Origin of the sequence: Streptomyces avidinii (genome assembly GCF_045161815.1) — a bacterium.
In the GTDB taxonomy this organism is placed as follows: domain Bacteria; phylum Actinomycetota; class Actinomycetes; order Streptomycetales; family Streptomycetaceae; genus Streptomyces; species Streptomyces avidinii.
The window spans coordinates 8,642,429-8,658,658 of the sequence record NZ_CP108863.1; the positions used below are offsets into that span (position 1 = coordinate 8,642,429).

The window sequence follows — 16,230 nt, forward strand, 5'->3', positions numbered from 1 at the left end:
GCGTGCGGAAATCCGCTTATGCTCCATGAGATTGTCGGCCATACGAGACGAAGGACGCGGGGATGAGCGCAAGCGGGGGCGGCGGCGGGCCTTGGAATCCGTACGGAGCAGGACAACCCCCGGTTGCGGGCTGGCCGCCGGCCCCGGTACCGCCGACAGCCGCGCGCCGGCTGACCTTCGGACAGCTCTTCAACCCCATCGCCGTGGGCCGCACGGTGTTCACGCCGTCCCGGCCGGACCGCGTGCAGGATCCGTTGGTGAAGAGGGTGCAGATCCTGCGGACGGTCATCGGACTGGTCGCCATCACGTGGATGCTGTTGTCCTACGGGCTGGCGTCGGATGCCGACGGCGTGGTCGACGACCGCTTCGGCCAGGTCCGTACCGCCTTGATCGTGCTGGCGGTGACCTTCCCGGTCGCCGTCGCCGCCTTCATCGCGGCGGCCCGCCCGCCCCACCGGCGCCTGTTTGTGCGCCGCGCGGTCAAGCCGGCCGCGGCGCTGCTCGCTCTGGTCGTCACGCTCGCCGTGCCGCGCCTGATCACAGGACTCGGCTATGTGGACGAGCACACGAACTGGACGGCGTCCGCAGGGCGGGTGGTGCTGCTGTTCGCCCTGGGCGCCTTCCTGTTGTGGCTCGCCCCCTTCGCCCTTTACGGCATCGGGCAATCGCTCATCCACGTCTTCCGGACGGCAGACCTCCACGAGACGGTGCCACCGCTGCTCGCGACGCTCCTGGTATGGGAACTCGCCCTCTTCGACCTCTTCCGAGGCGCCTACGACAGCGTGCCCCTCGGGGCCCGGCTGGCCTTCCTCCTGGGAGCACCGCTGTCCGTCACCGCCGTGGCGATGTGGGAGCTGCGGCGGCTGCGCACACGCCACAACATCACCCTGCGCGGAGCGCTGCTGCGCTGAGCGGGTCGCGACTACCGCGCCTGCGCCGAAGTTTGTCGGGCCAGCACACTGGGCCACCGTGCGCGCGGATCCGAACGCCCGCATACGTCGCACTCCACAGCGCGTTTCTCACACGATCAAGTCTTCTGCTCTGAGAGCTCCGACCGTCCCTGTGTCCCGTAGTCCGGAAAAGCGCCGGCACGGTCGCACTCGCCCTCCAAGCCGTGCTGACCGGTGACCAGGAGACCACGTGAGGGTGGTTGGAGAGTTCGAACGGCTGTCGAAGTAGCCGGCGTACGGAGACACGTCGATCTCCGGGCGGCACGAGGAGGAGCTGGTCGCCTTCGATCGTATTTCCCCGGACCAAGGCACCCCCAGGGGTCGGGAGCACATCGTGCGGGACAGTACGTGAACTCTCCAGAAGCCGACCCGTCCCGCCGCGTCGCCCGAGGGGACGGTGAAGGAACTCGGCCATCCCGAGGGGGTGCAAAACTGCATCTCGGGGTTGGTGTGCCTCCCGCAGATCAGGACCGGCCAACGATCCGGGTCGTCGTACGCGGTCACCCAGCAGTAGATGTCCGCGCCCGACGTCACGCCCCACGCCACGATGGACTCGAGGTCCGCGTCGAAGGCGGCGGCGTCGCGGCACATCTCCCAGGTCTCGCGGGCGATCTCCGTCTCGTCCTGCAGGCCCGGGCCTGCCGTGTACGGGTACCCATCGGCTTGCAGTGCCGGCAGCAGGATGCTGATCCCGTCGCTGATCACCCCCGACCCGTATACCTTCATGAAACGGACGCAGTCCGACGGGAACCGGGTCCCCCAGGCCGCCTCGACCTCACCCCGGTCGACCCGTTCGTCGACCCCGTCAATCACCGGCATGAGCTCGGCAAGTGCCGCCATCGCGTCCGTCCCGCGCATGTCCCACCCTTCGTCGCTCTGCCCGCGCTGCGCGGCAGCCACCGGGCCGGCGCGGCCGCGCTCGGCGACTCGGGGCTGTTCCTGGACCGGCACGGCGACGGACGCGGCTACCAACGCCACGTTCCCTGGCTTGATCTTGACCCTCTGACGTCGATGCCTGACGGCAGTCACAACAGTCGCTCCGCAAGGTAGCGCTGGAATTGCCACAACGGGCGCTCCAGATGGGAGAACCGGCCGTTGGACGGCGCCGGGTGGGAGGCCAGGCCGCGCTGGACGCCGCGGACGGCCACGAGATCCTCTTCCTGGACCTGCGCGATCTGGGCGCGCATGGCGGCCAGCGCCTCCGCGAAACCGGGAGTGCTGTGCGCCCCGGGTGGGACCATGGCCGTGATCTGTGTGTCGTGGGTGTCGGGACCAGTGGGCAGCCAGCGGATGCCGACCGCGCTGTTGGGCAGGACCGCCAGGACGAACTGCGGGAAGATACCGGCAATGAGCATTCCCGGCTGCGATTCCCGAGGGGATCGAGAAGAAGGCCTCCCGAGGCCGGTGCCGCCCTGCTCGGGGTCGGAAAGCGGCGTGAACATGGTGAACCAGCGGCCGTCGCATTCGTCGACTTCCGTGTTCCGGCCCGGCAGTACCGGATCCAGCGTCGCCGCATGTGTGCCCATGTGGTGGTAGTTCTCCGAACCGTTCTCCACCGCCACTTTCCAGTTGGCGGGTACGCCTTCCCAGGTCTGGGTGTGGACACTCACCCAGTCCGCGATGCCGAGGCTGCTCAGGCGCAGGTCCAGCCCGCGCAATGCGGGTGCTGCCGGTGCCGCGTCGGGGTCGAGGTTGAGCATGACGAAGCCGTTCCAGACCTCGACGCGGTGGGCCGGGAGCCGGCAGCCGGCCCGGTCGAACTCGACACGCTGCATCAACGGAGCACCGGCGAGCTGTCCCGCATAGTGGCCGTTCAGCCGGTAGGTCCAGGTGTGGTACGGGCACGTCAGCCGTTCCAGGCAGCCGCGCTCGGGCGTGTTCTCCGGCGGCAGGAGGTCCATGAACCGGTGGCGGCACACCCGGGACAGGGCATGAAGCTTGCCTTCCTCGTCCCGCGTGATCACCAGCGGTGTGCCGAGTACGTCCAACCGCAGATAGCTCCCCGGCTGTGGAATGTCCTCGGTTCGTGCCACGCAGAGCCACTCGCGCCGGAAGATCCGCTCGACCTCCCATGCGTACATCTCGGGGGAGGTGTAGGCGTGGGGCGGCAGTGTCTGGCCGCGTTCGAGTGGAAGCGTGGCCAGACGCTCAAGCTCCGCGAGCGTCTCACGCAGGGCCCCGGGGGCGGACGCGGGGGAGGCAGGCTGCTTGGCCGTGGTGTGGTGCACGGTCATGGTGATCGGCCTTCCTTTCCGGTGATCAGAGGTGTCGAACCGAAGAGGGACAGGGCGTGCCGACGCCGGTAGCGGCGGCTGCAGGAGACGGTGGCGAGGAGGACAGCGCCCAGCAGCGCCAGTCCCTTGGCCCGGTTGAGTGCCGGAACCGTTTCCACCGGCATCAGCAGGGCGAGGAGCATTCCGGCAGCGCCGTCCAGCAGTTGCGTGCAGCCCCACAGCACAGTCAGCCGTTTCAGTCCGCTGCGCAGAGCGGGCGAGGTGTCCCAGGCTGCTTCTCGGGCGGCTGCGCCGGTGGGCGCGTGCCAGGACTGGCCGGCCTGGAAGGCGAAGGGCTTCGCCACGAGTAGCGAGCCCAGGATCCAGAGCCCGGCAGCCGTCCCGAGTCCGGCGTCCTTGACGAGGATGACCCGTGGACTGCCGGTGAGCAGCGACGTCACGATGCGTACCGCCAGCATGCCGATCATGAACGCCTCGAAGCTGTTCACGTGACGCTGCGTGGCGGCCCGGACAGCCATGTGCACTGCGGGGACTGCCCCGCTGAGCGTCAGGGCCAGCCATTGGCTGATCCCCTGTGCCCGGAGGACGTAGAACACGGCCAGCGGGAGAACCACGGCGAGCAGCATTGCAGTGGCCGCTGCCCGCCACGTCGGGATCTCGTGTGCTCCGGTCCGACCGTTCAGTGATGCCATACGAAAAACCGTAGGGACCGGCCAAGATCACCAAATCGACATGGTGGGTGATATGCGCGTACATCCTTCGATGTACCGTTTTATTCTGATCCATCCCCGTGTGCCGATGGCGGGGGCGATGCGGGATCGGCCAGACGGCTCCGTGAGCTCAGGCTCCGGAGGGGACCGGCCTCGCTTTGCAACAAAATGCCTGCCTGCCCGGGTTGTGCAGGCAGGCAGGCAGGCAGGCAGGCCAAAGGGGCAACGGGATGATCTTGAAGCCCTGAGCGCCGGACCCGTCCCGTATTTCAGAGGGACACCCGCGCTGTTCTGCCAGCGGCAGAACACCGGCCGGACCGGGCTCGACGATCACTACAGTCCAGTCTCATGACGACGATTACGACGCGTACGGTCGAGTACCCGGCCGACGGTTTGACGATGATCGGGCACCTCGCGCTCCCGGCCGGTGTCGACCGCCGGCCCGCGGTGCTGCTCGGACCAGAGGGCATGGGGCTCAGCGACGTCGAGCGCCGCCGGGCCGATGCTCTCGCCGAGCTGGGATACGTAGCGCTGGCCTTCGACCTTCACGGCGGGCGCTATTTGGGTGACCCCGAGGAGATGCTGGCCCGTTGCATGCCACTGCTCGCTGATCCCGACCGGATGCGGGGGATCGGCCATGCGGCGCTCGACGTGTTGCGCACCGAGCCCCGGACCGACCCCGACCGGATCGCCGCCGTCGGCTACGGAACCGGGGGCGCCGTCGGGCTGGAACTCGGGCGCGGCGGCGTCACCCTGCGCGCGATCGGGACAGTCAACGCACTGACCACGGGCCGACCGGGCGAGGCGGCGCGCATTCGCTGCCCGGTGTGGGCCGGGGTCGGGTCGGAAGACCCGATCATGCCGCCCGCTCAACGAAACGCGTTCACCGCCGAGATGCAGGCCGCGGGCGTCGACTGGCGCCTCACGGTCTACGGCGGCGCCTTGCACGCCTTCCACCACCCGCCGGTCGACCACCCCGTGGTCCCCGGCGTCGGCTACCACCCACAGCACGCGCAGCGAGCCTGGCGCGACGTCGTCGACCTGCTCGCCGAGTGCCTGCCTGTGGTGGAGGAACTGGGGGCATGACCCAGGCGAACATGCTGGTGCCAGGCCTGGTCGGCGTCGCGCACTGCCAGTCTCCTCCCCTCAAGCCGTCACAGCAGACCCACATTCGGCCAGTTGTACGGTCGCGGAGACGTACTCCCAACTACCGCAGCAAATAACGGTTTTACTGCGACGGAGCCCTGGCCGTCATCAGAGATGTACGCATTTACTGCGGCGTCACCGCATCAGGATCTACTCGTTGCACCCTTGACGCGTATCTCGGCTGAACCCCCCATTGTCCAGCGGGCCGATGGAGGATCAGTCGCCTTCAGCTCGGGATAGGGGGAGGCCGAGGTGGACGGGTTCCCGTCGGGTTCGGGCTGCGTCGCTCCGCTTGCTGCGGAGGAAGGTGAGCGTCAGGTCGATCCCCTCGATCTCGCCGAGCCACTGCTCTGCCTGAGCCCGTTTGCGCCGCATGAGGAGATCCTTCTCCAGCTCCGCCAGCCGGGAGAGCATCTTCGGGTTGACCTGGAGCATTGGGCATCGGATGCAGGCGTGCTCGTGCTGGCAGGGCGATCCGTAGGGGCGCGCGCAGTTTCCGAGTCCGACCTCGCGCTTGTCGAAGTGTTCCTCGAACTCGCCCACTCCTCGGCCGTGACATCGACGTACTCGCCCTCGGGACGCGCGGCTCGGCGGTGGTTCAGGAACTGCTGGTAGTGCTGGACGATGTCCTCGGCGAAGCTTCGCGGCGACCACCTGCTGCCTGGGCGTGCGCCTGGAGCCGGGCGGCCGATGGCGCGTCTATGCGCCGCACGGCCTCTCCGACGTGTTCAACCTCGTCGTGCGCCCCAACCCGGTGCTTGCCCCGCGCGAGGTGTACGAGGCCAAGGCGGCCCGCTGGCAACAGCAGTGGCCTGAGCTGACCGTTCTCACCTGGCCATCTGGCCCTGTCGCCCCAGCCACCTCTTCATCCTGAGGCCGGAGCCGACGCAGACAGACGATGCTGCACGCGAGCTGGAGCAGGCCGAGATGGAGGGCGGCCCGGCGTTCGTAGCGGATTCGCAGACGCTTGAAGTGGTGAGACCAGGCGAAGGTGCCCGGTGCAGGGGTAACGGGCCCTTTCGCGTGTCCGGGCCTTGGGGTCAGCAGCCGGGCCGCAGAGGGCCCTGCCCTTCCCCCGCACGGGTGAATCCGTGCCTCACATGTACGCGGCCCGTGTACAGGCGGTGGCGTCGTCCCGGTCTCCTGGTGCGCCGAGCACGGTGTCGCGGTGGGGCCGGTGTTGGAGCGGCACACCGGGCCCGGGATCCGCTGCACCGACCTGTCCCGCGCAGCCGGGCGACCACACGCGGGCGAGCGGTCGGCCCCACCGGGCCCGGCGCCCGCAGGGCGATCGGCCCTCGATCGCGTTCCACGGTCCGGTTGGTGTCCCCCTCGTCAGGCATCCAGGACGATGGCAGGGTTCACGGCGCCGACGACCCCTTCGGCTCCTGTTCGCGTGGCGGACTCTGACATGTCACGTCCCTGGCGGGGAGCCGGCCCGTGGTGAGGTACGTGTTGACGGGATCGTTGGCGCAAGAGGTGCCGTCGATGAGGTACACCCCGTGGCCCTGCCCGCCCTTCGCCAACACCATCCGCGAGCCCTTCAGAGCGCGGTGCAGGCCCTGACCGCTGCTGAGCGGGGTCATCGGATCCCACTCGTTCTGCACGGTCAGCACCTTCGCCTGGTGCGTCATGGGCGTCGCTGCCTCCAGTGGCCGCTGCCAGAAGGCGCAGGGCTTGATGTTCGACGCGAAGTCCCCGTACAGCGGGTACTTCACCTTGTCCTGTGCCGCGTCCCGCGCGTACTGCTCGGGGTCGCGCGGCCAGTTCTCCGTGTCCCCGCACACCACGGACCAGTAGACGGCGGTGCCGTTGTCACCGAAGACGGCCTCTGGGGCGGGCCCGTCGCCCGGCGCGGGGGCGGCCGCCGTGTCGGGATCCGGCCCGGTGGCCCCCCGGCCGCCGGCGAGGAGCCTCTTCACGTCCGGCACCCCGGCGTCCGCCGGCAGGGGTGTCCGCTCGGCCGCGGCTTTGATGGACCTCGTGATGATCGAGGCCTCGACCGGGGAGTAGAACACTCCAGGGTCCCGGATGTCGTCACCCGTGAGCTTCTGCCCGAAGTAGTCGATCGGTTCCCGATCGGCGCGCGCCACCAGTGCCCAGAACGTGTCGGACACCCCCTCGGGGGTCGCGCCGAGGCCGTATTCGGCCGAGCGCTCCGCCGCCCAGTGCGTCCACCGCTCGAAGGCCGGCCCGGAGCTGGTCGACCACACCTGGTACATGCCGCGCCAGATGCGGTGCGGGTCCACGCCGCTGTCCAGCACGAAGCGGTCCGTCCGCTGCGGGAACATCTGGGAGTACACCGCGCCGAGGTAGGTCCCGTACGAGTAGCCCAGGTACGAGATCCTGCGCTCTCCCAGCACGGCGCGGATCACGTCCATGTCGCGGGCCGTGTTGCGGGTGGTGATGTACGGGAGCACGTCACCGGCCTTCTCACGGCACTTGTCCGCGACGTTGCGCGCCCACGCCACGTCCGAGGCGAAGCGCTCTGGCCGGTACGCCCCGCCGGTGCCCGTCTCGGTCTGGTCCAGCCCGCAGGTGATCGGGCTGCTGGCCCCGACGCCGCGCGGGTCGAAGCCGATGAGGTCGTAGCGGTCCCGTACGTCCTTGGGCATCTCCGTGCTCAACCGCATCGGCCGGTAGAGTCCGGGGGTGCCGGGTCCGCCCGGGTTGAGGAGCATGACGCCGTGCCGCTTGGCCGGGTTCTCGCTCTTCACCCGGGATATCGCGAGGTCGATCGTGGGGCCTTGGGGGCGCTCGTAGTCGAGCGGGACCTTGAGGGTTGCGCACTCGTAGGTCGCCGGTCTGTCTTCACTGCAGCGGTGCCAGGCGGGCTTCTGGCTCATGTACCCGGGGGTGGGCTGGGCGGCGGATGCCTGGGGAACGGCCAGCTGGGACAGGGTGGTTGCGATGAGTCCGGCGGTGGCCAACAGCGGTGAGAGGCGTTTCATACGTGCGGTGTCCCCATTCTTACGGAGATTGCGTGCCCGTCCACCGTGTTGCACCGGTGGGCAGGGCGAATCCCTCCTGAGGGCCACTCCTTGTACAACTCACGTATCATGCGATATTCGGACAGTTGGCCGACATGCAGCAGTGGGCCTGACGGCGCGTCGGCCGGGCCGCGCCAGTCCGCCAGAGGACAGCTTGTCCCGGCTGGTCCACCGACGAGGATGCCGACACCCTCGCCGCGCTGTCCGCCGGCACGTTCGGACTGACCGTCAAGCACCTGGCCACGCCCGGGACACCGCCCCTTGCCGTCCTCGGCGAGGTACGGGTGATCGATCGGTTCCGGTCGGGCTCGGGAGGCCTGCGCCTCACGCCGGCCCGGCCGGCCGGTTTGCGCGGCGCCGCCGCGTCAGGTGCACGAGGAGGGCCGGTACGCCACGGCGTCGCCCATGCCGGGCCGGTCGAGGGGTGCGTGTGCAAGCGCCACGACTGCGGCGGCGTGGTCCCCGTCTCCTGGTGCGCCGAGCACGGCTACGCGGTGGGGCCGGTGTCGGAGTGGCACCGCCAAGGCGGGATCCGTTGCGCGGACCTGTGCCTTGGGCGTCTGGCCGGTGGCAGCCGTGTCTGCGGGTCTACTGGGTGAGGTGGGGGAGGAAGTCGGCGTTCCGGATCTGGGTGAGGTGTCGGCGGTTTCGTCTCGTCCGTAGACGCCGATGGTGCGGGCGATGGCGTAGGTGGCGTAGGTGGTGATCCACTGGGCGTCGTCGAGGTGGTGGCGGGGGTCGGTTCCGTCGTCGGCCGGGGCCATGACGGTGTCCGCGACGGGGTCGTGCAGGGTGACGTGCTGGAGCCACGCCCGCCCGGCGGAGCCGAGGACGGCCGGGCGGTGGGGCAGAGGTCGGGGTGGGCGAGGACGGCGTCGTGCAGTGGCCCGGCGAGCTGCTGACGCGCATACGCCGTGGTGGTGGGGCGGGCGGTGGTGTCGGCGGTGGCGGAGGCGATGGCCTGCGGGTCGTGGGTGAGGTGGGCCAGCATCAAAGGGTCCGTCAGCAGCGCAGCGCGCTGTCAGCGGGTCCCCGCCTCGCTTCCGACCGCCCGGCCGAGTAGGTGCGGTGGAGTGCGCTGCTGCTCCCGCACCGTCCGCGCTGGTCGCGAGAGCGGACAGGGAAGGGGCCGGCACTCAACCTCGCCATAACCGCTTGACCGTCGGTGTCGGCGTCGGCTCGGTGCGGACGGCCTGCTCGTCGGTCCCGCCCCCAGCGCGGCCCGGCCGGAGAGGGGCGGGCTGCACGACTCGGCCGGGTCGGACGGGGATGGCCGCCGGGTCGCAAGAACGGCTGCACCGCCCACAATGACGTGTTGATCGCCGAGGCGCTTGAGGCCTCGACCGTGGGAGCCGGCTGCACCATCACCGGGGGCGTCTGGCACTCCTACTACGACGACGTCCTGGTCCAGGGCCCGGCCGGCCTCGACATCCACCACATGGTCCCCCTCGCCGAGGCACACGACTCCAAGTAGGCGGTGTGGTGCTGGGTGCATCATTCCGCTTCCTGATGGAGCACGCTCTGCCCTGGTCGTGCGGTGTGGGCGGGTGGCTCGTTCAGGTGAGGTGAGGTGAGGGGCTTTGGCCTGGGGCGGGTTCGATCTGACGCCACGATGTTGCATCCGATGCAACGGCGGGAGCGGGCGTGCTGGCCTCGCCGCCTTCGGCAACGGTCATCTCGGTGGAGCTTGCCCCAGCGGTCCTCTACGAACGAAGGGAAGATCAACACGCCGCGCCGTCAGACGCTTGACCAGTTACGGCAGATCAGTCCGTTGCCTCGCGGACGTCCTTTCCCTGCTCGGCGAACGCCTTGAAGTCCTGCATGTGCTGTTGCGACTGCTTGCGGAAGGCGCCAGGCATCAGAAGTCCCACCAGCTTCATCAGAAAGCCGCTGAACCGGTATTCGTTCTCGCTCTCCCAGAGCGTCGTTTCCGGGCCGGCTTCGGTCAGCCGGTCGCGCACGGCGCTCCACATGCCCTCGCCGACGATCTCGCGGTCGAAGTGAACAACGCTCGTCTTCGCGATCTCGCGCAGGTCTGCCGGTTCCCGGCGTGTGACGGTCTCGGTGCACTCGATCTTCCGCTGGCTCATCTGCATCACGACCCGCGACTTGGTGCCGAGTCGCCCGTGCTCCCCACTCAGGGGCTCGTGCAGCACCAGGCCCCGCAACCATTTCGGCAGGTGTGCCGGGTCGGCGAGCAGCTGGACCACCTTCTCCCGCGGCAGGGCGATCTCGATGGAGACGGTGTATTTCATGGCGCGCATCATTTCCTTTGGGACAACGTGCTTTTGTACTGCTCGTCGTGCTCCGCGGCTGAGGGCAATGCATTCTGTGTCCGTAAAGTAAAGCGTAGCGAGGTGCGGGGGATGCCGACTCACTACTCTGGCAGGGCCCACGCCACGTGAAACCATCGATAGGAAGGGGCAGTCCCGGGTATGAGCGGACCCCTGCTGCACCGGTTGTTTCCCCAGTTGGTCACCTCACTGCCGCACCTCTCGCTCGGCGACCGGCCGACGCCCGTGCGCGAGCTGACCGGGATGGCGGACGGTGTATCGCTGTGGTGCAAGGACGAGAGCGGATTCGGCTCAGGTGGGTGGGGCGGCAACAAGATCCGCAAGCTCGAGTGGATCCTTCCCGACGTGCGGCGAAGTGGGAAGCACACGATCTTGACGGTGGGCGGTCTCGGTACGAACTGGGGTCTGGCAACTGCCCTTTACGCTCGCGAGCACGGTCTGTCCACCGCGCTCGCGCTGATCGACCAGCCCGTCAACGACCACGTCCGGGCGCACTTGGAGCGGCTGCGGCGGTCCGGCGCCACCCTCCACCTCACCCGGACGAAGGCCCGGACCATCGCAGCCGCACCGTGGCTCTTCCTCCGCCATACCACGGGACGGCAGCTGCCGTACTTCCTACCGGCGGGCGGTTCCGCGCCGATCGGCACGCTCGGCTACGCCGAGGTGGCCCTCGAGCTCGCGGCACAGGTCGCGGACGGAACCCTGCCGGAACCCTCGCACATCGTCACCGCCGTCGGCTCGGGGGGTACCGCCGCAGGGCTGGCTCTTGGCCTCAGGCTGGCCGGGCTGCGTACCCGTGTCGTGGGCGTGGTCGTCAACGACACGCTGCGGCTGGATGACCGGGCCGTGGTCGCTCTGGCCGAGCGGGCGGAGAGTCTGCTGCGCAGGCGGGGCGCGAACCATCCTCGGACCCGTATCGTGCCGGACGCGGTGACGATGGTGCGGGACTGGCTGGGACCGGGCTACGGGCACACCACAGCGGCGGGCGTGAGGGCGCAGCGCCTTGCCTCGGAGAGCGGGCTGATGGAGCTCGATCCCGTATACACGGCGAAGGCGTTAGCCGCCCTGCTCGCCATGGCAGCTGGCGGCCGTCTGGGCACCGGGCCTGTCCTGTTCCTCCATACCCATGGCCCCCGGGACGCCTTCTGAGGTCCTTGAGGAGCGGGTCCGCGTCGCATTTTGATCCCGCTGTTTTGATCCGCCTAAAGGGTATCGCTGACGCTCTTTACCCGGATCAAACGTTCATCACGACTCAGCGAAGGCTCTTCCTGACCCCTGAACATGGACTTTGGGCCCGCTGAACGTCACCAACGATGCCCGCTACGCCGTGCCGGCGTACCCCTTCGAGCCGCCGCCCGCCGCCGCGTTCCGGGACCGCCTCCACGAGCTGGAGCCGGCGGGTGCCGTCACCGCGCTCGCCGTCATTGTGGAGGAGTGGGGCGACGACCGGCCCGTTCGGAACCGGCCGGAGCGCGACGCCCTGCTGGCCGACGCACGGTTCCTGCTGGACCGCTACGGCTCGGACGCCCAATTCTGGACGAACGCCCGGGACGCAGCCTCGGACCCCGCCCGGGACTTCGTACGGGCCGGGCTCAAAGGGACGAGGGTCCGCAGCTTCATCACATGCGAGTACATCAACGGCCTCGACCTGCTCGAAGAACTGGGCCTCATCGCCGTGTCCGGCGACGGGGCGGGGTCCTCTGGTCCTTCGGCGCGTACTGACACAGGCTCCCCGGGCACACAGACCCGTCCAGCGCTCCCGCACATCACTCCTGGGCCGTTTCCTGCGGATTACTTCGCTGACCAGATGAAGATGGCGGCGAGGTGGAGTCCGGCGGGGTAGAGGGTGGCGGTCTTGCCGTATCGGGTGGCCGGGCCGCGCCATTGCTTGAGCTTGTTTGATGCAGCGCTCCACGGTGCTCTGTTGCTTGTAGGCCTCGCGGTCGAAGGCGGGCGGTCTGCCGCCGCGGCTGCCGAGCCGTTTGCGGTTGGCCGCCTGGTCGGCGGGCTGCGGGATCGACGCCCGGATCCCGCGCCGACGAATATGGGACCGGATCGCGCCGCGGTCACAGCTTGGGCAGAGCCTCAGTGGGGGCCGGAGGACTGCGTTCTTCGAGCCAGTAGAGGTAGAGCCGCAAGGAGGAGCTGGTGGACGCGGACGGTGTGGTGCGGGCTGTCGGGGGTGTGGTCGATCAGGCTGAGGCGGTGCAGCGCACGCAGCGCCTGTGTCGCGTCCGGCGCCGTGATCTCTACGGCACCTGTGTGCTCCGGGCCGGCACTCCGGTGCCGGGCGAGGTGGTCCAGCGCCGGCGGACTGGTCAGGACGGCGATGGGGATGCCGTTGGGGTCGAGCATCGAGGCGAGCTGCAGCATGGGGCGGGCCAGCCCCGCCGGCGGGAGGTGGTCGGCGCACTCGATTGACAGGGACCAAGCGGCGGCGACGCTGGTGGCCTGGTCGTCGGGCAACCCGGACGGGTCGGGCAGCGCGTCGGACAGGGAGCGCGCGCGATCGCACAGCCTGCGTCGGTAGGTGGCACAGTCCAGATCGACGTCGGTGAGGTAGGCGACGGCCTGAGACAGTGCCAGCGGCAGGTGACCGAGGTCGTCGGCAAGGCCGAGGAGCTGGTCGGCGGGCTCGTGGCGGTCGTGCGCAGCCAGGGAGGTGGTGAGGTAGGCGGCTGCTTCCTCCTCGGTGAACAGGCCCATCGGTACCAGTCGTCGGCCGTGTCCGGTCAGCGCGGCGTCGCGGCGGCGGGTGGTGACCAGGGTGCGGCCGTGGTCGATGGCAGGAGGCCACAGGTTGCGCAGATCGGCAGGGTCTGCGAGGTCGTCCAGGACGACCGGCCAGCGGCGCTCGCCGGCGGGTTTGGGCTCCAGCCAGGCCAGGAACGAGCGCGCGGCGGACTCCGGTCCGGCGGGGTCCGCGCCGAGAATCTCGGCTGCCGCCTGGGCGTAGCCGGTGACGACCGCATCACGGGTGGCTGCGGTGACCCGTACCAGCAGGTCCAGCTGCGCCGTCTGCCACAGAGTGCGGGCGTGGTGGGCGGCGAGCTGGGTCTTGCCGACTCCGCCGAGGCCGACGAGTACCTGGTAGCGCGCCTCGCTCCCGTTGCCGTCCGCCCCATGACCGAGCTCCCGGGCGGTGGCACGGTCCTGGAAGCAGTCGGCTTCCCTGGGCGTCCATGCCACCGACGGTGGCCACCCCGCCCGGCCCGGCTGTCACCCGGACCTCAGGGACGTGTTGGGCAAGCAGGGCACGCAGCTGGTCGGCCGCACCACTGCGCTCTCCCTCGTCCAGGTTTTCCAGCACGGCCTCCATCCGTGCCTGCCAGTACGCTTCCTGACTGATCCGCGCCCGCTCGGCCTGAGCCGGGTCCGCCGTCCGGAGGGAGGTCACGGTCCTGTCCAACCGCTCCAGTTCCGCCCGCTCCTGCTGGGCGTCGCCCTGCCCGAACCAGCGTGCAACCGCCTGCCGGAACCCCGCCCACGCATCGGTCCCCGCAGCCTGAACCACCGCACTGCCGCCGGCCATTGCCAGGGCCGCCAGCGCCTCCACCAGCATCTCCGGCCTCCTCTACTCGGACGGCCTCTCCTTCAACCGTGATGCCGTACGAGCGCCCTGCAGGGGCGTTGCGGAGTCACTCCGCGCCGCCCTCGCCGCCGCCCGCTCACACCCAGTTGACCTCCGCCCGCTCCAGCAGGGGGTCGTCGGTCAGCTCGAACAGCGGTACGGCGAAGTTGCCGGAGCGGAACCTGCCGCCGAAATGCAGGCCGAGCACCCGGTGGTCGGCGAGGTCGAAGACCGGTGAACCGCTGTTGCCGCCGAGGGTCGAGCAGTCGTGCGTCATCGTGGAACCGGCCCCGTCCGGGACCAGGCCCGTCGCCGTGCCCGGCTGGAGCCGTTTCACGTTGTAGATGTCCATGAAGATCCGGCTCATGGCCTCCGGCTCGTTGCGGCGGCCGTCCGCCGCCGGATAGCCGACCACGTACACGGGACGCCCCGCCAGCTCCGGCGGAGCGTCGCCCGCGACCGCGAGCGGCGTCGGCAGCACGCCACCGGCGCGCGTCGAGGGGGAGACCCTCAGCAGTGCCATGTCGACGTCCGGGTGGATGCCGATCACCTCGGTGACCTCGAACTCGAACGAGTCGTCGGCGGCCGCCGCGCCGAGCTCCTCGGCGGTGTCGACGCGGGCGCCCATGCCCTGGCGGAAGGTGAACCCGCCCTCCCCGTCCGCGCGCGTGAACTCGGCGGCTACGTGCCGGTTGGTCATCACGGCGAACGGTGAGACCAGGAAGCCCGTGCCCAGCCAGTCCAGTTCCGCGTGCCCGGTGACCTCCACCCGGCCGACCCGGGCGATCGACTCGCGGATGCCCGGCCGCAGGCCCTCCAACAGCGCCCAGTCGCCCGGGGGCGAGGTGAAGTCCTGGCCCTGGACCAGGATCGCCGGGCGGCCTTCGAGCAGGACGATCGCCTCCACCCCGAAGTACTCGTCCTCGTCCACGTCCCCGCCGCGGCCGGCCGCCAGCTTCTCCAGCCCGCGCACCCCCGCCTCCAGCACCCCGGCTCGCTCCTCCAGCGCGGCGCGTCCGATCCGCCCTGCCGTCTCCTCTCGGGGCGCGAGCTCCTCGGCGGACTCGGAGATCTCCGCCTCCAGTCCCTTGCGTACGCGTGCGGCGACCTCCATCAGGTCCTCCCTGAAGACCTGCTCGGGTCCGGTCGCCACCGGTGATCCGCCACGCATCTCACACCTCCTGTGTCTGTCCCTGCCGCGCCAACGACGACTGGGCCGCCGCGATTTCCTCGTGGAGCTGCGGGCTGTGCTCGCGCAGGTGCTCCATGACGGCGCTCAGCTGCGTGCCCACGTTCACGAAGGCGGTGCTCTTGCCCTGGAAACTGACGTCGGACACCCGGCGCGTGCCGCGGTGCAACGCGACGACGGTCCAGTCGTCGGTCAGCACCGGGGACCCGGAGGAGCCGCCCCGGGTGTCGGTGAAGTACCGCACGTCCCGGTCGTCCGCGTCGAAGGCGAGGTTGTTGCGCAGCGCGATCCGCTTCGGCTCGCCCCCCGGGTGCTGGATGATGTTGACCGGCACCGGCGTTTCCTTGGGCACGGCAAGTGCCTGCGTGGCGACGCGGAGGAAGGGCCGAGGCCGTGTATCGGCCAGCCGCAGCACCGCGTAGTCCAGTTCCTCGTCCCAGGCCGCGAGTTCGCTCGCCGCGGCATCCTCGGCCGTCGGATCGTCCTCGCTGACGTAGTCGAAGCGGCAGCGCGCCCCCTGCGCCTGGAGCCGCAGGTCCGTCGGGTCCGCCGACTGCTGCTCGCCGGCGCTGCGCTTGCGGGCGTTGACCACGTGGTGGTTGGTGACGAGCAGGCCGGGGGCGATGAGCCAGCCGGTCCCGGTGTGCGGCAGCGCCACCGGCCGGAGCAGCGCGCCCCCCTCGTACGGCAGCACCTTGACGCGCGCGACCGACGCACCGGCCAGCGCGCCGCCGCCGAGGAACTCGAAGGGGACCGTGTCGTCCCGGAAGACGATCTCTTCCTTGGTCTCTCCGGTGGGCACGTCGGGCGCCACATCGGGCTCTCCGGCGGCGTCGCGCGACACCCGGTCCAGGGCCTTCAGGAACACGTCGCGGGCGGCGGCATCGGTGAGCTGGTCGGCGGCGTTGGCGAGCCACCTGGCGAGCGGCACGCTGCCGTCGATCAGCCGTTCCACGCGGTTCATCTCGTTGAGGTCCGACTGCACCTGCGGGCCGGGCGCCGCGAGGAGCGGCAGCGAACCGCGGTACTTCGGGAGGACACCCGCGAACAGAAGGGTGCGCCGGGCCGGATCGGCGAGATCCGATTCCACCGCGGTGTCACGCAGCCGTACGACGTCGTCCTGGGACAGATACGGGTCGCTCATGG

Annotated in this window: 15 protein-coding genes and 3 pseudogenes; 6 read left to right on the plus strand and 12 right to left on the minus strand. The window is 69.8% G+C overall.

Annotation, left to right across the window (positions count from 1 at the left end; all coding sequences use genetic code 11):
- Positions 1-62: 62 nt before the first annotated feature.
- The gene (locus OG373_RS39375; RefSeq protein WP_405443683.1) at positions 63-911 is read left to right on the plus strand and encodes a hypothetical protein; all 849 of its coding nucleotides are present in this window, start codon (positions 63-65) and stop codon (positions 909-911) included.
- Between the two features lie 108 nt (positions 912-1,019).
- On the opposite strand, the gene OG373_RS39380 is transcribed toward OG373_RS39375, so the two are convergent.
- The 3 genes from OG373_RS39380 to OG373_RS39390 all read right to left on the minus strand — a co-directional run bounded on the left by OG373_RS39380 (position 1,020) and on the right by OG373_RS39390 (position 3,876).
- Positions 1,020-1,808, minus strand: a complete 789-nt coding sequence (locus tag OG373_RS39380; protein ID WP_405443684.1) for a hypothetical protein — start codon at positions 1,806-1,808, stop codon at positions 1,020-1,022.
- A gap of 167 nt (positions 1,809-1,975) precedes the next feature.
- Positions 1,976-3,184, minus strand: a complete 1,209-nt coding sequence (locus tag OG373_RS39385) for an aromatic ring-hydroxylating dioxygenase subunit alpha (protein WP_405443685.1) — start codon at positions 3,182-3,184, stop codon at positions 1,976-1,978.
- Complete coding sequence (locus OG373_RS39390) at positions 3,181-3,876, minus strand: VC0807 family protein (RefSeq protein WP_405443687.1); 696 nt, start codon at positions 3,874-3,876, stop codon at positions 3,181-3,183. Before OG373_RS39390 ends, OG373_RS39385 begins: the two co-directional genes overlap by 4 nt.
- Positions 3,877-4,242: 366 nt before the next feature.
- Here OG373_RS39390 and OG373_RS39395 point away from each other — a divergent pair, with 366 nt between their 5' ends.
- Positions 4,243-4,980 (plus strand): dienelactone hydrolase family protein, encoded by a 738-nt coding sequence (locus OG373_RS39395; RefSeq protein WP_405443688.1) that lies wholly within the window; start codon positions 4,243-4,245, stop codon positions 4,978-4,980.
- A 276-nt stretch (positions 4,981-5,256) separates the two neighbouring features.
- Here OG373_RS39395 and OG373_RS39400 read toward each other — a convergent pair whose 3' ends face one another.
- The gene (locus OG373_RS39400; protein WP_405443689.1) at positions 5,257-5,583 is read right to left on the minus strand and encodes a hypothetical protein; all 327 of its coding nucleotides are present in this window, start codon (positions 5,581-5,583) and stop codon (positions 5,257-5,259) included.
- Positions 5,584-5,677: 94 nt separating this feature from the next.
- Between OG373_RS39400 and OG373_RS39405 the strand changes: the two are divergent.
- Positions 5,678-5,914 (plus strand): annotated as a pseudogene (locus OG373_RS39405) (nucleotidyltransferase family protein); the annotation flags it as partial.
- A 2-nt stretch (positions 5,915-5,916) separates the two neighbouring features.
- Here OG373_RS39405 and OG373_RS39410 read toward each other — a convergent pair.
- The 3 genes and pseudogenes from OG373_RS39410 to OG373_RS39420 all read right to left on the minus strand — a co-directional run.
- Positions 5,917-6,033 (minus strand): annotated as a pseudogene (locus OG373_RS39410) (IS5/IS1182 family transposase); the annotation flags it as partial.
- Positions 6,034-6,401: 368 nt separating this feature from the next.
- Positions 6,402-7,991: an alpha/beta hydrolase gene (locus tag OG373_RS39415; protein WP_405443690.1), complete on the minus strand. Its 1,590-nt coding sequence runs from the start codon at positions 7,989-7,991 to the stop codon at positions 6,402-6,404.
- 404 nt (positions 7,992-8,395) lie between these two features.
- Positions 8,396-8,794: a hypothetical protein gene (locus OG373_RS39420; RefSeq protein ID WP_405443691.1), complete on the minus strand. Its 399-nt coding sequence runs from the start codon at positions 8,792-8,794 to the stop codon at positions 8,396-8,398.
- A 551-nt stretch (positions 8,795-9,345) separates the two neighbouring features.
- Between OG373_RS39420 and OG373_RS39425 the strand changes: the two genes are divergently transcribed.
- The gene (locus OG373_RS39425) at positions 9,346-9,504 is read left to right on the plus strand and encodes a hypothetical protein (protein ID WP_405443692.1); all 159 of its coding nucleotides are present in this window, start codon (positions 9,346-9,348) and stop codon (positions 9,502-9,504) included.
- Positions 9,505-9,793: 289 nt separating this feature from the next.
- Here OG373_RS39425 and OG373_RS39430 read toward each other — a convergent pair whose 3' ends face one another.
- Positions 9,794-10,285, minus strand: a complete 492-nt coding sequence (locus tag OG373_RS39430; protein ID WP_405443693.1) for an SRPBCC family protein — start codon at positions 10,283-10,285, stop codon at positions 9,794-9,796.
- 180 nt (positions 10,286-10,465) lie between these two features.
- Between OG373_RS39430 and OG373_RS39435 the strand changes: the two genes are divergently transcribed.
- Positions 10,466-11,473, plus strand: a complete 1,008-nt coding sequence (locus tag OG373_RS39435; RefSeq protein ID WP_405443694.1) for a 1-aminocyclopropane-1-carboxylate deaminase/D-cysteine desulfhydrase — start codon at positions 10,466-10,468, stop codon at positions 11,471-11,473.
- 139 nt (positions 11,474-11,612) lie between these two features.
- Positions 11,613-12,167, plus strand: a complete 555-nt coding sequence (locus OG373_RS39440; protein WP_405443695.1) for a hypothetical protein — start codon at positions 11,613-11,615, stop codon at positions 12,165-12,167.
- Here the strand turns inward: OG373_RS39440 and OG373_RS39445 are convergent.
- The 4 genes and pseudogenes from OG373_RS39445 to OG373_RS39460 all read right to left on the minus strand — a co-directional run.
- A pseudogene (locus tag OG373_RS39445) lies at positions 12,116-12,383 on the minus strand (IS5/IS1182 family transposase); the annotation flags it as partial. The gene OG373_RS39440 and the pseudogene OG373_RS39445 sit on opposite strands and share 52 nt — an antisense overlap.
- A gap of 26 nt (positions 12,384-12,409) precedes the next feature.
- Positions 12,410-13,513 carry a hypothetical protein gene (locus OG373_RS39450; protein WP_405443696.1) on the minus strand — a complete coding sequence of 368 codons (1,104 nt, stop codon included), beginning with the start codon at positions 13,511-13,513 and terminating at the stop codon, positions 12,410-12,412.
- A gap of 479 nt (positions 13,514-13,992) precedes the next feature.
- Entirely contained in the window at positions 13,993-15,066 is a 1,074-nt protein-coding gene (locus tag OG373_RS39455) for a trypsin-like serine peptidase (protein WP_405443697.1), read from the minus strand.
- Position 15,067: 1 nt separating this feature from the next.
- Entirely contained in the window at positions 15,068-16,228 is a 1,161-nt protein-coding gene (locus OG373_RS39460; RefSeq protein WP_405443698.1) for a trypsin-like peptidase domain-containing protein, read from the minus strand.
- Between the last annotated feature and the right edge of the window lie 2 nt (positions 16,229-16,230).